Source organism: Streptomyces coerulescens (assembly GCF_042657965.1).
GTDB lineage: Bacteria > Actinomycetota > Actinomycetes > Streptomycetales > Streptomycetaceae > Streptomyces > Streptomyces coerulescens.
Genome location: NZ_JBHSKM010000039.1, coordinates 49,784 through 65,672, shown reverse-complemented (window position 1 = coordinate 65,672; position 15,889 = coordinate 49,784). Strand labels below are relative to the sequence as shown.

15 protein-coding genes are annotated in these 15,889 nt (G+C 71.7%); 6 read left to right on the top strand and 9 right to left on the bottom strand.

What is annotated here, in order from left to right; all coding sequences use genetic code 11:
* Window positions 1-20: 20 nt before the first annotated feature.
* Window positions 21-1,661 carry an alkaline phosphatase D family protein gene (locus ACFPQ9_RS35380; protein ID WP_380862615.1) on the top strand — a complete coding sequence of 547 codons (1,641 nt, stop codon included), beginning with the start codon at window positions 21-23 and terminating at the stop codon, window positions 1,659-1,661.
* Here the strand turns inward: ACFPQ9_RS35380 and ACFPQ9_RS35375 are convergent.
* A complete protein-coding gene (locus ACFPQ9_RS35375) occupies window positions 1,648-2,688 on the bottom strand; it encodes a Gfo/Idh/MocA family protein (RefSeq protein ID WP_380862613.1) in 1,041 nt (346 codons plus the stop codon). The genes ACFPQ9_RS35380 and ACFPQ9_RS35375 overlap by 14 nt on opposite strands.
* Before the next feature lie 97 nt (window positions 2,689-2,785).
* On the opposite strand from ACFPQ9_RS35375, the gene ACFPQ9_RS35370 reads away from it, so the two are divergent.
* The 3 genes from ACFPQ9_RS35370 to ACFPQ9_RS35360 all read left to right on the top strand — a co-directional run bounded on the left by ACFPQ9_RS35370 (window position 2,786) and on the right by ACFPQ9_RS35360 (window position 6,392).
* Entirely contained in the window at window positions 2,786-4,108 is a 1,323-nt protein-coding gene (locus ACFPQ9_RS35370) for a multidrug effflux MFS transporter (protein ID WP_380862611.1), read from the top strand.
* Entirely contained in the window at window positions 4,036-5,235 is a 1,200-nt protein-coding gene (locus ACFPQ9_RS35365) for a serine hydrolase domain-containing protein (RefSeq protein WP_380862609.1), read from the top strand. Before ACFPQ9_RS35370 ends, ACFPQ9_RS35365 begins: the two co-directional genes overlap by 73 nt.
* A gap of 164 nt (window positions 5,236-5,399) precedes the next feature.
* Complete coding sequence (locus ACFPQ9_RS35360; RefSeq protein ID WP_380862607.1) at window positions 5,400-6,392, top strand: small ribosomal subunit Rsm22 family protein; 993 nt, start codon at window positions 5,400-5,402, stop codon at window positions 6,390-6,392.
* Between the two features lie 19 nt (window positions 6,393-6,411).
* Here ACFPQ9_RS35360 and ACFPQ9_RS35355 read toward each other — a convergent pair whose 3' ends face one another.
* Window positions 6,412-6,603 (bottom strand): DUF6243 family protein, encoded by a 192-nt coding sequence (locus ACFPQ9_RS35355; RefSeq protein ID WP_380862605.1) that lies wholly within the window; start codon window positions 6,601-6,603, stop codon window positions 6,412-6,414.
* 111 nt (window positions 6,604-6,714) lie between these two features.
* Between ACFPQ9_RS35355 and ACFPQ9_RS35350 the strand changes: the two genes are divergently transcribed.
* Together ACFPQ9_RS35350 and ACFPQ9_RS35345 are read left to right on the top strand one after the other, a co-directional pair.
* A complete protein-coding gene (locus ACFPQ9_RS35350) occupies window positions 6,715-7,359 on the top strand; it encodes a TetR/AcrR family transcriptional regulator (RefSeq protein WP_380862603.1) in 645 nt (214 codons plus the stop codon).
* Between the two features lie 164 nt (window positions 7,360-7,523).
* Entirely contained in the window at window positions 7,524-8,258 is a 735-nt protein-coding gene (locus tag ACFPQ9_RS35345) for a bifunctional DNA primase/polymerase (protein ID WP_380862601.1), read from the top strand.
* Window positions 8,259-8,271: 13 nt separating this feature from the next.
* On the opposite strand, the gene ACFPQ9_RS35340 is transcribed toward ACFPQ9_RS35345, so the two are convergent.
* The 7 genes from ACFPQ9_RS35340 to ACFPQ9_RS35310 form a co-directional block, all read right to left on the bottom strand.
* Window positions 8,272-9,264, bottom strand: coding sequence for an SCO2278 family lipoprotein (locus tag ACFPQ9_RS35340; protein ID WP_380862599.1), 993 nt, complete (start codon window positions 9,262-9,264; stop codon window positions 8,272-8,274).
* Complete coding sequence (gene efeU / locus ACFPQ9_RS35335; protein WP_380862597.1) at window positions 9,224-10,096, bottom strand: iron uptake transporter permease EfeU; 873 nt, start codon at window positions 10,094-10,096, stop codon at window positions 9,224-9,226. Before efeU ends, ACFPQ9_RS35340 begins: the two co-directional genes overlap by 41 nt.
* Before the next feature lie 3 nt (window positions 10,097-10,099).
* Window positions 10,100-11,347, bottom strand: coding sequence for an iron uptake transporter deferrochelatase/peroxidase subunit (gene efeB / locus ACFPQ9_RS35330; RefSeq protein ID WP_380862595.1), 1,248 nt, complete (start codon window positions 11,345-11,347; stop codon window positions 10,100-10,102).
* 12 nt (window positions 11,348-11,359) lie between these two features.
* Entirely contained in the window at window positions 11,360-12,517 is a 1,158-nt protein-coding gene (gene efeO, locus ACFPQ9_RS35325) for an iron uptake system protein EfeO (RefSeq protein WP_380862593.1), read from the bottom strand.
* 126 nt (window positions 12,518-12,643) lie between these two features.
* A complete protein-coding gene (locus ACFPQ9_RS35320; protein ID WP_380862591.1) occupies window positions 12,644-13,462 on the bottom strand; it encodes a heme ABC transporter ATP-binding protein in 819 nt (272 codons plus the stop codon).
* A gap of 300 nt (window positions 13,463-13,762) precedes the next feature.
* Window positions 13,763-14,866, bottom strand: coding sequence for a FecCD family ABC transporter permease (locus ACFPQ9_RS35315; RefSeq protein WP_380862589.1), 1,104 nt, complete (start codon window positions 14,864-14,866; stop codon window positions 13,763-13,765).
* Window positions 14,863-15,870 carry a heme/hemin ABC transporter substrate-binding protein gene (locus ACFPQ9_RS35310; RefSeq protein ID WP_380862587.1) on the bottom strand — a complete coding sequence of 336 codons (1,008 nt, stop codon included), beginning with the start codon at window positions 15,868-15,870 and terminating at the stop codon, window positions 14,863-14,865. The genes ACFPQ9_RS35315 and ACFPQ9_RS35310 overlap by 4 nt, the downstream gene beginning before the upstream one ends.
* Between the last annotated feature and the right edge of the window lie 19 nt (window positions 15,871-15,889).

The following is a 15,889-nucleotide window of genomic DNA, read 5'->3' as shown; positions in this document are numbered from 1 at the left end:
ATCAGCAAGGGGAGGACCGGATGACCACCACGACAGACCTGCCCCAGCACAGCTCCGAACTGCGCGCGGCCGCCCGCCACATCGGGCGCCGCCGCTTCCTGACCGCCACCGGCGCGGCCGCCGCGCTCGCCTTCGCCGTGAACGTGCCGGCCGCGGGCACCGCGAGCGCCGCCCAGTTCGACGCCCGCAAGATCACCGACAACCCCTTCACCCTCGGCGTCGCCTCAGGCGACCCGCTGCCCGACTCCGTCCTGCTGTGGACCCGCCTCGCGCCCGCCCCGTACCAGCCCGACAGCGGGCTGCCCGCCCAGCGGATCACGGTGCACTGGGAGCTGGCGCACGACGAGGGGTTCACCAGGATCGCCAGACGCGGCGCGGCCATCGCCTACCCGGAGTTCCACCACACGGTCCACGTCGAGGTCGCCGCCCTCGAGGCGGACCGCGTCTACTACTACCGCTTCAGCACGGGCACCTGGATCAGCGAGACGGGCCGCACCCGCACCGCGCCCGCCCGGACCGCCGCGGCGAGCTCCCTCACCCTCGCCGCGGTCTCCTGCCAGTCCTACACCGACGGCTACTACACGCCGTACCGCCATCTCGCCCAGGACGACGTGGACGTCGTCCTCCACCTCGGCGACTACCTCTACGAGTACGCGGTCAACGCCGTCGGCGGCTACCGCAACTACACCGACCGCACGCTCCCGGCGCTCTTCAACCGCGAGACGGTGACCCTGGAGGACTACCGGCTGCGCTACGCCCTGTTCAAGTCCGACCCGGACCTGAGGGCCGCGCACGCCGCGCATCCCTTCGTCGTCACCTGGGACGACCACGAGACCGAGAACAACTACGCCGACGACATCCCGGAGAACAGCGTCCCGCCGGAGGAGTTCCTGCTGCGCCGGGCCGCCGCCTACCGCGCCTACTGGGAGAACCAGCCCCTGCGCCTGCCGCAGCGCCCCACCGGCCCCGACATGCAGCTCTACCGCCGGCTGCACTGGGGCAGGCTCGCCCAGTTCGACGTCCTGGACACCCGGCAGTACCGCTCCAACCAGGCCTACGGCGACGGCTCCCAGATCCCCGGCCCCGAGGTCGACGACCCGGCGCGCACGATGACCGGCGCGACCCAGGAGCGGTGGCTGCTCGACGGCTGGCGCGCCTCGGACGCCCTGTGGAACGTCGTCCCGCAGCAGGTCACCTTCTCCCAGCGCAAGTTCGACCTGACCACCCCGTCACGGGTCTCCATGGACGCCTGGGACGGCTACCGCGCCTCCCGCCGCCGCGTCCTGGACGGTGCCGAGGCCGCCGGCGTCGAGAACCTGATGGTGCTCACCGGTGACGTCCACGTCGGCTACGGCTTCGACATCAAGGACGACTTCGACGACCCCGACTCCGCCACCCTCGGCACGGAGATCGTCGCCACGTCGATCGCCAGCGGCCGCGACGGCTCCGACCGGCCCGCCAACTGGGACACGTACATGAAGGCCAACCCGCACATGCGGTTCTACAACGGGCGGCGTGGCTACGTGACCGTCACGCTGGGACAGCAGCTCGCGCGGGCCGACTTCAAGACGGTGCCGTACGTCACCACGCCCGGGGCGCCGATCACGACGGCCGCGTCCTTCGTCACGCAGGTGGGGGAGCAGGGGCTCACGCCGGCGTGAGTGCGGGCTCCTCGTCGGGGGCGGCGTCGGGGGCCTCGCCCGGGTAGCGGACGCCGACGCGGTCCCGGATCGCGTCGAGCGTCCGCATCACGGCGAGCGTGCCCTCCAGCGGAACCAGAGACGACTCCGTCTCACCGGCCCGCAGGGCCCGCATCACCTCGGCGGCCTCGTGCCGCAGGGTGTTGCGGGGCCCGTCCGCCGGGTCGGCCGTGAACTCCTCGGGATCCCGGCCGTCCCGGTGCAGCACGAAGCTCTCCGGGAAGAAGAAGCCGCTCGGTACGTCGATACGGCCAGCCGAGCCGGTGATCGACGCCGAGGTCGCCGTACCGCCGGCGATCGAGCAGTGCAGCGAGGCGAGCGCGCCGCTGTCCCAGGAGAGCAGCGCCCCCGTCTGGAGGTCGACGCCCTCGGGCGACATCATGGCGCGCGCCGTCACGTCCGACGGCTCCCCGAGCAGCAGCTGCGCGAAGGACACCGGGTACACGCCGAGGTCGAGGAGGGCACCGCCGCCCTGCGCCGGGTCACGCAGCCGATGCGAGGGCGGGAAGGGACCGGCCAGCCCGAAGTCGGCCTGGACATGGCGCACTTCGCCGATCACGCCGTCGTCCACCAGGGCCTTCAGCCGCCGGACCAGCGGGTTGCAGTACATCCACATGGCTTCCATCAGGAAGCGGTTCCTCGAACTCGCCAGCGCGACGAGCTCCTCGGCCTCGCGGGCGTTGAGCGTGAACGCCTTCTCGCACAGCACGTTGCGCCCGGCCTCCAGGCACAGCCCCGCGGCCTCGCGATGCGCCGAGTGCGGGGTGGCGACGTACACGACATCGATGTCGCCGTCCTCGGCGAGCGCGGCCCAGTCGCCGTAGGCCCGGGGGATGCCGAACCGCTCCGCGAACGCGTCCGCGGACTCCTGCCGCCGTGAGGCGACGGCGACCACCTCGGCGTCCGGCAGATCGACGAGATCCGCGGTGAACGCGGCGGCGATCCCGCCGGTCGCCAGAATCCCCCACCGCACCTTCTGCTCGGCCATCGCGGCCCCGCCCCTCGCTCATGTGTCCCCAGGCACTGCGTACGAGCTGAGAGCATAGAGGGCGGATCACTCGGAGAGGTCGGAGAGGGAGGGGCGCATGGGCGACCATGGGGGGCCGATACAGGACGTGCCGCAGTCGGCGGCACCGAAGACGGACCGACCAGCCACCCGTACCCCGCGCGTCACCGGCCTTCTGGTCACCTTCATCCTCGGCGGTCTGACGGCCACGCCCCCGCTGGCGATGGACATGTACCTTCCGGCGCTGCCCGAGGTCACCGGTTCCCTGCACGCGGGCGCCGCGACCGTCCAGCTCACGCTCACCGCCTGCCTCGCCGGCATGGCGTTCGGGCAGCTGGTGGTCGGCCCGATGAGCGACCGCTGGGGCCGCAGGCGCCCACTCCTGGCGGGCCTCGCGGTCTACGTCGTGGCCACCGCACTGTGCGCCCTCGCACCCACCGTCGAGTCCCTGGTCGCCTTCCGGCTGGCGCAGGGCCTCGCGGGCGCGGCGGCGATCGTGATCGCACGGGCGGTCGTCCGCGACCTCTACGACGGCCTCGCCATGGCCCGCTTCTTCTCCACCCTGATGCTGATCTCCGGGGTCGCGCCAATCGTGGCGCCGCTCATCGGCGGGCAGATCCTGCGGGTGACGGACTGGCGGGGTGTGTTCGTCGTGCTGACGGTCGTCGGCGTGCTGCTGGCCTGTCTCGTCTGGCGCAGGCTCCCGGAGACCCTGGCGCCGCAGGACCGGCACGCCGGCGGGGTGGGCGAGGCGCTGCGCGCCATGCGCGGTCTGCTCGCCGACGGCGCGTTCGCCGGATACACGCTGGCGGGAGGCTTCGCCTTCGCCGCCCTCTTCGCCTACATCTCGGCGTCTCCCTTCGTGATCCAGGAGATCTACGGCGCCTCCCCGCAGACCTTCAGCCTGCTGTTCGGGCTCAACTCGGTGGGCCTGGTGGCGGTCGGCCAGCTCAACGGCAAGGTGCTGGTCGGTCGGGTCGCCCTGGACCGGGTGCTGGGCGTGGGCCTGGCGATCGTCATCCTCGCCGCGACGGCGCTGCTGCTGATGTCCCTCGGCGTGTTCGGCGAGGTCGGACTGGTGCCGGTGGCCGCCGCGCTGTTCGTCCTGATGTCCGCGATGGGCATCACGCTCCCCAACACCCAGGCCCTCGCCCTCCAGCGCACCAAGCAGGCCGCCGGGTCCGCCTCCGCGCTCCTCGGCACGTCCTCCTTCCTCATCGGCGCCGTCGCCTCCCCCCTCGTGGGCATCGCGGGCGAGGACACCGCCGTCCCGATGGCCGTCGTCCAACTGGCCGCGGCACTGGTGGCGCTGGCCTGCTTCATGGGAATGTGCCGTCCTTGGAACAGACGTGCGGATGGTCGCGCGGATGGACGTCCGGTCGCGGAGGGAGCGGAGAGCTGAGCGCGCCGAGACTGCGCGGGGACACGCCGGAAAGGGCCGGACTCGACCCCGAGGAGATCCGACATCTCGTCCGCGAGGTCCACGACCTCACCACCGGCCCACGTCCCTGGGCGGCCGGAGCGGTGCTGATCGTGGGCCGGGGGCCGTACCTCGCCGTCGAGGAGGCGATGGGCTGGGCCGTGCGGTACGCCTCCTACGACGTGGAGAAGGACTCGGGCGAGGAACTCCCGCCCGGCTCCCGCGTCCCGATGACCCCCACCACACCCTTCGACCTGGCCTCCCTCACCAAGCTCTTCACCTCGGTCGCGGCGGTGCAGCAGATCGAGCGCGGCACGCTGGGCATCGACGCGCGGGTCGGGGCGTATCTGCCGGACTTCCGGGCGGCGGCCGTGCACGACATCACCGTGCGCCAGCTGCTCACCCACACCTCCGGGATGCGGCCCGAACTGCCGCTGTACGACTGCGCGGACGACGCCGAGCGGCTGGAGATGCTGCGCGGGGAGGCGCCGATCGGTGTCCCCGGCACGTACTGCTACTCCGACCTGAACATGCTGCTGCTCCAGCACGTCCTGGAACGCATCACCGGCCGCGGCCTGGACGTCCTGATCCACGACTGCATCACGCGTCCGCTGGGCATGACCGCGACCCACTTCGGCCCCTGCCCCGGCGCGGCGGCGACCGAGGACCAGCGCCGGCCCTGGGCCAAGGCCGACCGGGGCATGCTGCGGGGTGTCGTCCACGACGAGAACGCGTGGGCGCTGGGCGGTGTCGCGGGCCACGCGGGCCTGTTCTCCACCGGCCGTGACCTCGCGGTCTTCTGCCGTGCCCTGCTGTCGGGCGGCGCGTACGGCCCCGCCCGCGTCCTCGGGCCCGACTTCGTGGAACTCCTCCTCACCCCGCCCGGGTTCGGCTTCGCGGTCGACCAGCCGTGGTTCATGGGGGAGCTGGCGGGGCGGGGGGCGGCCGGGCACACGGGCTTCACGGGGACGTCGCTGGTGCTGGACCCGAGCACGGACACTTTCCTGATCCTGCTGGCGAACACGGTGCATCCGCGGCGGCGGGGGCCGGACAGCCGGCCGAGGGCGCAGGTGGGGACGCGGGTGGCACGAGCGGTACGGGGCCGCTGACAGCACCTTCCTGACGCCGGAGGGGCTGGGTATGTCAGCCCCTCCGGCGTTTTGAGGAGCGGGGTCTGGGGCGGAGCCCCAGAAGGATGGGACGGGTAGGGGCGGCGGGGGCGAGGAAAAGCCGGGGCCGCGACCACCCCCACCCGCCCTCATAGAATCGCCGGGTGAACGCCCCCGTCCCCCCGTCGGCCGAGACCCTGCGCACCGCCCTCGCCACCCTCCTCGACGACCTCCCGCCCCGCCAGGCCGCCCAGGCCGTCGACCGCCTGATCGCCACCTACCGCGGCGCCACCCCCACCGACGCCCCCATCCTCCGCGACCGCGCGGACGTGGCGGCCTACGCCGCCTACCGCATGCCCGCCACCTTCGAGGCGGTCCACGCGGCACTGGAGGCGTTCGCGCAGACCGTCCCGGACTGGACCCCCGCGAGCCACACCGACGTGGGCGGCGGAACCGGCGCCGCGACCTGGGCCGTCTCCACCACCTGGCCGGGCGAGCGCCGCGTCACCGTGCTGGACTGGGCCGAGCCCGCCCTGGCCATCGGCCAGGAGATCGCGGCCGCCAACCCGGCGCTGGCCGAAGCCCGCTGGCAACGCGCCCGCATCGACGCGGAGCTCACCCTGGACCCCGCGGACCTCGTGACGGTCTCCTACGTCCTGAACGAACTCACCGCCCCCGACCGCGCCGCTCTCGTCGACACCGTCGCCTCCACCGCCCGGGCCGTGGTGATCGTCGAACCGGGCACCCCCGACGGCTACACCCGCGTCATCGAGGCCCGCGACCGCCTCGTCGCCGCCGGTTTCCGTATCGCCGCCCCCTGCCCGCACAGCGCGGCCTGCCCCATCGTCCCCGGCACCGACTGGTGCCACTTCTCGGCACGGGTCAGCCGCTCCTCGCTGCACCGCCGGATCAAGGGCGGCTCCCTCGCCTACGAGGACGAGAAGTTCAGCTACGTCGCCGCCACCCGCCTCCCGGCCACCCCGGCCCCCGCCCGAGTGGTCCGCAAACCCCAGATCCGCAAGGGCCAGGTCCTCCTAGACCTCTGCGAGACCGAACCGTCCCTGCACCGCACGACGATCACCAAGCGTCATGGGGACCTCTACAAGGCGGCTCGCGACACGGAATGGGGCGACCCCTGGCCGCCGGAGGCGCCGTAACGCCCCCGGCGGTACCCGGCTAGGACGTCTCCTCGTCCTGTGTCTCCGCTTCAGCTTGCCTCTCCTGGAGCTTGCGCAGCAGCTCCCGTTTCTGGGCCTGAGGGTCGAGGCCGCCGCCGATGTTGCTGTTCTGTCCGCCGCCGCGCAGCGCCTTGCGGCCGAGGTTTCGGCGTGTGCCGCCGACTCCGAGCATGTTTCCGCCTCGGGACATGCGAGGCTCCTTTCGGGATCAGAGGTCAAACGAGACGTATCGTCTCGCAGGGTTGAACCCTCCCAGAGTCCGGCGAGACGCTCCGTCTTGTCAACCTGATAAATTCGAGCCATGGCAGCCCAGAAGTCCGCTCAGAAGTCCGATCCGCGCGCGCCCAGCTCCACCCGTCGCAGTGAGAAGTCCCGGCGGGCCATCTACGACGCCGCCCTCGCGCTCGTCGCGGAGGTCGGCTACCCCAGGACCACCATCGAGGGCATCGCCGCCCGGGCCGGTGTCGGCAAGCAGACGATCTACCGGTGGTGGTCGTCGAAGGCCGAGGTGCTGATGGAGGCGTTCCTCGACCTCGGGGAGCAGTCCGCGCAGGCCATGGGGCACGAGCCGTACGCCATCCCGGACACCGGCGACCTGGCCGCCGACCTGAAGGCCGTCCTGCGGGCCACCGTGGACGAGCTCAAGGACCCCCGCTTCGAGGCGCCGTCCCGTGCCCTCGCCGCCGAGGGCGTGGTCAACGAGCAGCTCGGGCGGGAGTTCGTGACCAAGCTCCTCGAACCCTCGCTCCAGTTGTACGTCGAGCGGCTGCGCACCGCCCAGGAGGCCGGCGACATGCGCCCGGACATCGACCCGCGCATCGCCCTGGAGCTCTTCGTGTCGCCGCTCGCCCAGCGCTGGCTCCAGTACACGGGCCCGATCTCGTACGAGTACACGGACACCCTCGTCGACTACGCCCTGCACGGCCTCACACCGCGCACCCGCTAAGTCGGGAAAGTCCGTAAATCCTGTCAAAGCGGTGCATAACCCCTGATCGCAGGGCTGTGCACACCTCGCCCCACCTGGCCCTGTTGTCCGCTACGGCCCCCCAAGGCGCACGATGGTGGGACCATAGGGCATGCTGTTCCGCACGACAGCGAGGCAGGGGATAGATGAGCGCGGAGTTGGGCGGCCGGACCGGACTACAGGGCAAACTCACCCAGTGGCTGCGCGGACGCCGCCCCAAGGACACCGCCGACGACGGCGGCCGTGAGGCCCTGCTGCTCGCCACCGCGGCGGCGGGACTGCCGCTGGCGCCCGCCGCGCACCCGGCCGGCTACCGCTGCTCCTGCGACCGGGTCGGCTGTCCCACCCCCGCCCGGCACCCGGTGTCGTTCGCCTGGCAGACGCAGTCCACGACCGATCGAGGCCAGATCGAGCGGTGGGCCCGGCACCAGCCGCAGGCCAACTTCATCACCGCCACCGGCATGGTCCACGACGTGCTCGACGTGCCGGTCGAGGCCGGACGCGAGGCCCTGGAGCGGCTGCTCGACGCGGGCGTCGAGGTGGGGCCCGTCGCCGAGAGCGACGACGGCCGGCTGCTGTTCTTCACCGCCACCCGCGGCACCCCCGAGGACGAGGACGAGTGGTGGCCCTGTGAGCTGGACTGCCACCCGGAGACCATGGACGAGCACCCAGGACTGCGCTGGCACTGCCGCGGGTCCTACGTCCTCGTACCGCCCGCCCAGCTGCCCGGCGAGGACCGGACCGTGCACTGGGTACGCGGCCCCGAGCACCCGCTGCCCGACCCGCTGAGCCTGCTGGAAGTCCTCACCGACGCCTGCGCACGCTACGCCGGCGAGGAGCCCGACCACGCCTCCGCGGCCTGGCCCCTGCGCCGCCACTGAGCGGACGCGGACCTCACTCGCCCTTCGCCGACGTCAGCCCCTGGATCCGGCCGAGCACATCCACCTTCCCGGAGCCCTTCGGATCCAGCGCCACCTCGTTGGAGACGAACTCCATCGTCAGCGACTGCTTGATCTCGCCCTGGGTCAGCGCCTCCACCGCCTTGCCCGGCGAGGGGACCGAGGTGCCCGCGTACGCCGTCCGCTTCTCGTAGTAGTGGGTGGTGAAGAACACCAGCGCACCGCCGTCCGCCGTGCGCAGCGCCAGCGGGGCGTAGTCCCCGTCGGTGAGCGGCTCGTCGATGAACTGGCTGACCAGGCCCGGCCGTTTGGCGTCCTTGTCCCGGTCCGCCCGCCAGGTGCTGGTGTGCGGACCCTGGGCGAACGTGCCGCCGCCGTCCTTCAGATAGCCCGCATAGTCCTTGCTCAAGTCCCCGGGCGGTACGGCCAGTTCGGTCGAGTTCGCGGGCACGGCCTCGGCCCAGCCGTCCTTGTCCGTCTTGAACTTCGGCACGTCACCGGGGGCCATCAGCGTCAGATACGCCGCCTCCCACGGGTCGTCCAGGCCGCTGCGGGTGAACACGAAGACCCAGCGCGCCCTGCCGCCCTTGTTGGCGGCCGTGTCCGCGACGAACCAGCGTGGCCAGCCCGCCTTCTTGGGGATCGTGAACTTGGCGTCCGACAACTCCAGCGGAGTGTGCGCCGCGTTGCCCTGGGGGCTGAGCGCCTTGCCCGCCTTCAGCCGGGCCCCGTCGATGTCGCTCAGCGCGCCCGTGACGTGATCGGCGTACAGCGAGTTGTCGTACGCCTTGTCCGCCTTGTTGTACGCGGTGGTGAACTCCTTGAGGGCCTCGGCGGCCTCCGCCCTGGTCGCCGAGGGAAGGATCTCCCGCTCCCCGTGGACCACCACACATCCGCTCGCCGTCAACGACAAAGCGGTCGCACCGGCCGCTATCAGTACGCTCCGGTCAAGCCTGCGGAGCCTTCGAGGGCCGCGTTCCCTGCTCATCAGGTCCCTTCACCTTCGCCTTCCCGGAGGCGAACCCTACCGGGGCGAGGAACAGCGCGAGCGTCGGGATCAGGTACAGCAGCCACACCGTGACCTGGAGGACGGTCGGATCGGGCTGGAAGTTGAAGACACCCTTCAGCAGGGTGCCGTACCAGCTCGACGGATCGATGGTGTCGCTGATGTCGAACGCCTTGTCGCTCAGGCCCGGCAGCCAGCGCGCCTCCTGGAGGTCGTGGAAGCCGTACGCCAGCACACCCGCCGCCACGACGACCAGCATGCCGCCGGTCCAGGTGAAGAACTTGGCGAGGTTGATGCGCAGGGCGCCCCTGTAGAACAGCCAGCCGAGGACGACCGCCGTGGCGATGCCGAGGGCCGCGCCGAGCAGCGGGCGCGGGGTGCCGTCACCGGCGGCGCGCACCGACGCCCACACGAACAGGGCCGTCTCCAGGCCCTCCCGGCCCACCGCGAGGAACGCGGTCGCCACCAGCGCGCCCGTGCCCATCTGCAGGGCCGCGTCCAGCTTGCCGTGCAACTCGTCCTTCAGATGCCGGGCGGTGCGCCGCATCCAGAACACCATCCACGTCACCAGCCCGACGGCGAGCAGCGACAAGGACCCGCCGAGTGCTTCCTGCGCCTCGAACGTCAGCTCCTGCGAGCCGAATTCGAGGGCGCAGCCGAAGCCGAGCGCGAGGGCGAGGGCGACACCGATGCCGATCCAGATCGGCTTGAGGGCGTCCCTGCGGTCCGTCTTCACCAGATAGGCGATGAGGATGCAGACGACGAGCGAGGCCTCAAGTCCCTCGCGCAGTCCGATCAGATAGTTGGAGAACACGGGCTACGCCTCCTTGCCGAACAGCGTGCTGCCCCACCAGTCGTCCTTGCCGCGGACGCCGGGCGGGACCGCGAACAGCGCCGAACCCACGTGCTGGATGTACTCGTTGAGCGAGTCGATGGCCAGGTTGCGCTGGATCCGGATGAACCCGGTGCGCGGGTCGCGCTGGTAGGCGAGGAAGAACAGGCCCGCGTCCAGGCGGCCCAGGCCGTCGGTGCCGTCGGTGAAGGAGTAGCCGCGGCGCAGGATCGTCGCCCCGTCGTTGGACTCGGGGTGCGCGAGCCGGACGTGCGCGTCGGGCAGCATCGCCTTCAGGAACGGCTTGTCGCGCTCCTTGGCCTTGCCGACCGGGGCGCCCTCGCCCTTGTCGCGGCCGATGATGTCCTCCTGCTCCTGGAGCGAGGTGCGGTCCCAGGTCTCGATGTGCATGCGGATACGCCGGGCGACGAGATACGAGCCACCGGCCATCCAGGCGGGGCCGTCCTTCTCCCCGACCCACACGAACTTCTCCAGCCGGTCCGTCTCCGTCCCGGCGATGTTCCGTGTCCCGTCCTTGAAGCCCATCAGGTTGCGCGGGGTCTGCTCCTCGGGGGTGGTCGAGGAGGTCTTCCCGAAGCCGAGCTGGGACCACTTGATGACGACCTTGCCGAAGCCGATGCGCGCCAGGTTGCGGATCGCGTGCACGGCGACCTGCGGGTCGTCCGCGCAGGCCTGCACACACAGGTCGCCGCCACTGCGGTTCTTGTCGAGGTTGTCGCCGGCGAAGTGCGGCAGCTCGACGAGGGCCTCGGGCCGCTGCTCGGCGAGGTCGAACTTCTCGAACAGCGAGGGACCGAACCCGATGGTGAGCGTCAGCCGCGACGGCTTCAGGCCCAGCGCCTCACCGGTGTCGTCCGGCGGCGCCTCGGCCGGCCCGCCGTACCCGCCCTCGCCGACGGCCTGCCCGGCGGTCATCCGGCGTGCCGCCGCCGTCCAGTCCTTCAGCATCTGCACGAACGCGGCGCGGTCGTCGGTCTTCACGTCGAACGCGGCGAAGTGCAGCCGGTCCTGCACCGGGGTGGCGATGCCGGCCTGCCGGTCGCCGTGGAAGGGGATCGCGGCCCCGGTCTCGGCGGCGGCCGGATCGACATCGTCACCGGTGCGGGTCATCGCCACGGCCGCACCGCCGGCCGCGACGGCGCCGAGCGCGAGCCCGGCACCGCCCCAGCCGATCAGCGAACGCCGGGACGGGGACTGAGCGTCCTCGGTCATCAGGGCCCCTCCCTACTTCACGACGACGGCGGCGGCGAGCTTGGACAGCGGCTCCGCGAGGGCGTTGACGCCGTCCGACAGCTCCTTGCGGTCGTCCTTGCCGACCTTGTCGTACGAGGTGAAGTCGTACGACGCCTTGTCCGCCCGGTACTTGTCGAGCAGCGTGTCCAGCGCGGCGAACTGCTTGTCGAGCTCGGTGACCAGCGCAGGGTCGTTCTCCTCGGCGACCGGCTTCAGCAGCTCGTACGCCTTCTCAGCGCCCTCGACGTTGGCCTTGAAGTCGACCAGGTCGGTGTGCGAGTAGCGCTCCTCCTCGCCGGTGACCTTGCCGGTGGCGACCTCGTCGAGGAGTTCCTTGGCGCCGTTGGCCATCGAGGTCGGGGTGATCTCGGCCTTGCCGACCCGGTTCTGCCAGTCCTTCAGGTCGGTGATGAGCTGGTCGGCGAGCTGCTTCTCCCGCTTACCGATCTTCTTGTCCTGCCAGAGGGACTTCTCCAGCCGGTGCCAGCCGGTCCAGTCCGTGGCCGGGTCCTGGCCGTCCTCCAGACCGTCCTCGCGGACGTCGACCTTCGGGTCGATGTCACCGAAGGACTCGGCGACGGGCTCGGTGCGTTCCCAGCCGATACGGGAGGTGGCGTAGGCCTTCTTCGCGGCCTCGATGTCCCCGTCCTTGACGGCCTTCGCGAAGGTCTCCGCGAGCGGCAGCGTCTCGTCTGCCTGTTCCTGGACGTAGGTGCGGTAGGCGGCGACGGCCTTGTCCAGCCGCGGGTCGCGCTTGGCGGCGGCGCCCTTGCCGGTGGCCTTGACGGTCTGCCGGATGCCGTCGCCCTTCATGCCCGGCTTGCAGGCGATCGTGTAGTCGCCCGCCTTCACCTCGGCGGTGACCCGCTGCTTGGTACCGGGGCCTATGTTCTCGCGCTCGGTGACGATGCGGTCGTCCGGGAAGAGGATGTAGACCTCGGTGACCTTGGAGCCCTTGTTCTCGATGGCGAGTTCGACGTGCCCGGCCGGGAACTCCTTCTTCGACACCTCGCACTTGTCGTCCGTCGAGGTCACGTTGACGACCCGGTCGCCGCCCTCGGTGCTCCCCTTCTCGGTGCACCCCGTGACGGCGGTCAGAGCCGCCACGGCGGCGATGGCGGTGGTGACGGGGAGTCTGACGGTGCGCATGAAGGCTCCATGAGGTGGCCGGAAAAAGTCCGTGACGGGCCTCACATACCAAGGTGAGGCTCGCCTAACGGAGATAAGGATTACCTAAGTGGCCAAAATCGACCCCATAGAGAAGTCAAAGGATGGTCAAAGGTTCCGTCGCGGGGTCACCAGCAGTGCCGCTGTCCGAGGATGCGAAAGCACGTCGACCGGCTGGTCGTAGACCTCCGACAGCAGCCGCTCGGAGAACACCTCGGCGGGCGGCCCGTCGGCCGCGATCCGTCCGGCGCGCAGGATCGCGACACGGTGCGCGTACGCGGCCGCGAGCCCCAGGTCGTGGAGTACGACCACGACGGCGTCCCCGGCCCGTGCCCGCGCCCGGCACACCCGCAGCACCAACTCCTGGTGCTTCAGGTCCAGTGCGGCGGTGGGCTCGTCGAGCAGCAGCAGCGGGGTTCGCTGCGCCAGCACCCGGGCGAGGGCGACGCGCGCTCGCTCGCCGCCGCTCAGCGCGGAGAACGACCGCACCGCGAAGTCGCCCACCTCGGTGGCGGCCATCGCCTCGGCGACAGCGAGGTCGTCCTCGGCGGGGGAGGAGGCGTGGGGTGCGCGGCCCATCCGTACGACCTCCTCGACCGTGAACGGGAACGAGAGTGTCGCCGACTGCGGGAGCACCGCGCGTCGCAGCGCGAGTTCGGGCGCGGTCCACTCCGTCGCCGGCCGCCCGTGAATCCTCACGACCCCCTCGGCGGCCGGCAGATCCGCGGCGAGCGCACCCAGCAGCGTCGACTTGCCGGCCCCGTTGGGCCCGACGAGCGCGAGCACTTCACCGGCCCGTGCGACAACGGAAACCCCGCACAACACCTCCCGGGCCCCAAGCCGAACCCGAAGCCCCACCGCCTCGGCAAGGACGTCACCGGGTACGGCGGGGGTGGGGTACGCGGGCCGAGGCCGGAGAAGTCTCATGCGCGGGTTCCTTGAAGGGTTGGTCGGGCGGTTCGGCACCGCCGAGGAGGTCGTGGGGGTTGAGCGCCGTTGCGGCGGAAGGGGGGTGGTGCGGGTGGTTGATGGAAGGGTCGGTGTGGTGGCGGAAGAGGCGGGGCGGGTCGGTGGCGGCAGTGGGTGGCAGCGGTGGTGCGTGGGCGGGCTCGGGCCGTGTGGCGGTCGGTTGGTGCAGTCGCCGGGGCAGTGGACGTCCCTCAGGGGCGCGGGGAACTGCGCGACCAGCCCCCACCGACCCGCAGCCGGCCCACGACCCACATGCCCTCACCAACCCGCAGTCGACGCCCACCCCCCTTGCCGCCGCAGAGTCCTCCGCAGCAGCCAGAAGAAGAACGGACTGCCCAGCAGGGCCGTGAGCACCCCGAGGGGCAGTTCCGCCGGTGCCGCCACCGTCCGTGCGGCGAGGTCCGCCGCGAGCAGGACCACCGCCCCGCCCAGCGCACTGCCCGGAATGAGGAACCGATGCCCCGGACCCGCGGCCATCCTCAACAGGTGCGGCACGACCAGCCCGATGAACCCGATGACCCCCGAGACACTGACCGCCGCCGCCGTCAGCAGAGCGACCACCAGGATCAGCGCGACCCGCATCCGCTCCACGTCCACCCCCAGATGCCGGGCGGGCCGGTCGCCGAGCGCGAGCAGGTCCAGGCGGCGCGCGTACAGCGGTGCCACCACCAGCCCCACGACCGCACATGGCAGGACGGCCGTCACCTTCGGCCACGTGGACTGGGCGAGTGAGCCGAGCTGCCAGAACGTGATCTGGTTCACCGCGGCGGAGTCCGCGAGGAAGATGAACAGGCCGATCAGTGCCCCGGCGAAGGCATTGACCGCGATCCCCATGAGGATCAGGGTCACGACCTCCGTACGGCCGCCCGCCCGGGACATCGCGTACACCAGCAGCACGGTGCCGAGACCGGCGACGAAGGCCATCGCGGGCAGCGTCCAGTTGCCGAGGAAGGTCAGCCCCAGCGAGATCGCGGCGACCGCGCCGACCGCCGCGCCCAGGGAGACGCCGATGGTGGCCGGTTCGGCGAGCGGGTTGCCGAACACCCCCTGCATCAACGCCCCGGCACACCCCAGCGACGCCCCGATGAGCAGCGCGAGCACGATCCGCGGGAAGCGCACGTTCCACAGCACCGACTCGGCGACCCGGTCCAACTCGCCCCCGCCGAGGCCCACTTTGTGCTGGATGGAGGCGAGGACGTCCCCGACCGGGATCGGGTAGGCACCGATCCCGGCGGCGACCGGGACGAGGACGAGGAGCCCGAGGCTCAGCCCGAGGGTCAGCAGCGGAACGGCCGTGTGCCGTCCGCGCGGCGGTCTCGCGGCCACGGCCTCGGACGGCTCGGCCTTCTCCACCACGGTCATGCCGCGTCCCCCTCGTACAGCTGTGCCACGACCGACTTCAGCACCTGGTCGGTGCGCGGCCCGTAGCTCAGCAGCGCACCGTCCTCGATCGACACGATCCGGCGGTCCGCGCCGGCCGGGGTCTCGGCGACGCCCGGGATTTTCACCAGTCCCTCGACGCCGCCGACCGATTCGAGGCCCTTGCTCATCACGAGGATCGCGTCAGGCGCCGCCTTCGCCAGGGCCTCACTGGTGATCGCGGTGAAGTCCTTCGCGAGCCCCGACTCGGCCCCGGCGTCGACCCCTCCGGCCGCCTCGATGAGGGAGGTGGCGCCGGAGCCCTTGCCGCCGATGAGGTAGACGGAGGCGGAGCCGCGCAGATAGAGGAAGGCGACCCGCGGCTTCTCGCTGCGCCGTGGTACTTCCTTGCGGGCGGCGGAGATTCGGTCCTGGGACCGCTCGGTCAGCTGCCGGCCCGCCGCCGGCACCCCGAGCGCGTCGGCGACGGCCCGGATGCGCGGGCCCACGTCGTCGAGTCCCCGCGCCGGGGCGACGACCAGGACCGGGACGCCCGCGGCACGGATCTGGTCCATGGCCTCGGCGGGCCCGGTCGTGGTCTCGGCGAGCACCAGGTCCGGCCTGAGCGACAGCACGCTCTCGGCCGAGACGTCATGGCCCCGGGTGACGACGGGCAGCTTCGCCGCCTGCGTGAAGGTGGCGGTGATGTCGCGGGCCACGACGCGGTCGCCGAGCCCGAGCGTGAAGACGAGCTCGCCGATGCTGCCCGAGAGGGGGACCAGGCGGTCCGCCTTGCGCACGGTCACCTTCCTGCCGTCGGCGGAGCGGACGGTGACCGGGAGGTCGGGGTCCGGTCGGCCGGCGAGGGGCTCGACCCGGTTGGCGGTGACGTTCGTGCCGGTGCCCTCGGCGTCGGTCGGCGCCGGGCTCCCGCCCCCGCATCCGGCCGTCGTGAGGGCGAGCACCGCCAGCAGTGCGCCCGTAAGTCGTGTGCGCAAGCGTCGCACGGTCCCGTCCGTTCCTCTC

What these genes read in the sequence shown, in the direction of transcription:
- efeO (WP_380862593.1), bottom strand. Translation starts at nt 12,517, where the DNA reads ATGCGCACCGTCAGACTCCCCGTCACCACCGCCATCGCCGCCGTGGCG.
- ACFPQ9_RS35345 (WP_380862601.1), top strand. Translation starts at nt 7,524, where the DNA reads ATGAGCGCGGAGTTGGGCGGCCGGACCGGACTACAGGGCAAACTCACC.
- ACFPQ9_RS35380 (WP_380862615.1), top strand. Translation starts at nt 21, where the DNA reads ATGACCACCACGACAGACCTGCCCCAGCACAGCTCCGAACTGCGCGCG.
- ACFPQ9_RS35320 (WP_380862591.1), bottom strand. Translation starts at nt 13,462, where the DNA reads ATGAGACTTCTCCGGCCTCGGCCCGCGTACCCCACCCCCGCCGTACCC.
- ACFPQ9_RS35315 (WP_380862589.1), bottom strand. Translation starts at nt 14,866, where the DNA reads ATGACCGTGGTGGAGAAGGCCGAGCCGTCCGAGGCCGTGGCCGCGAGA.
- efeB (WP_380862595.1), bottom strand. Translation starts at nt 11,347, where the DNA reads ATGACCGAGGACGCTCAGTCCCCGTCCCGGCGTTCGCTGATCGGCTGG.
- ACFPQ9_RS35355 (WP_380862605.1), bottom strand. Translation starts at nt 6,603, where the DNA reads ATGTCCCGAGGCGGAAACATGCTCGGAGTCGGCGGCACACGCCGAAAC.
- ACFPQ9_RS35340 (WP_380862599.1), bottom strand. Translation starts at nt 9,264, where the DNA reads ATGAGCAGGGAACGCGGCCCTCGAAGGCTCCGCAGGCTTGACCGGAGC.
- ACFPQ9_RS35350 (WP_380862603.1), top strand. Translation starts at nt 6,715, where the DNA reads ATGGCAGCCCAGAAGTCCGCTCAGAAGTCCGATCCGCGCGCGCCCAGC.
- ACFPQ9_RS35370 (WP_380862611.1), top strand. Translation starts at nt 2,786, where the DNA reads ATGGGCGACCATGGGGGGCCGATACAGGACGTGCCGCAGTCGGCGGCA.
- ACFPQ9_RS35375 (WP_380862613.1), bottom strand. Translation starts at nt 2,688, where the DNA reads ATGGCCGAGCAGAAGGTGCGGTGGGGGATTCTGGCGACCGGCGGGATC.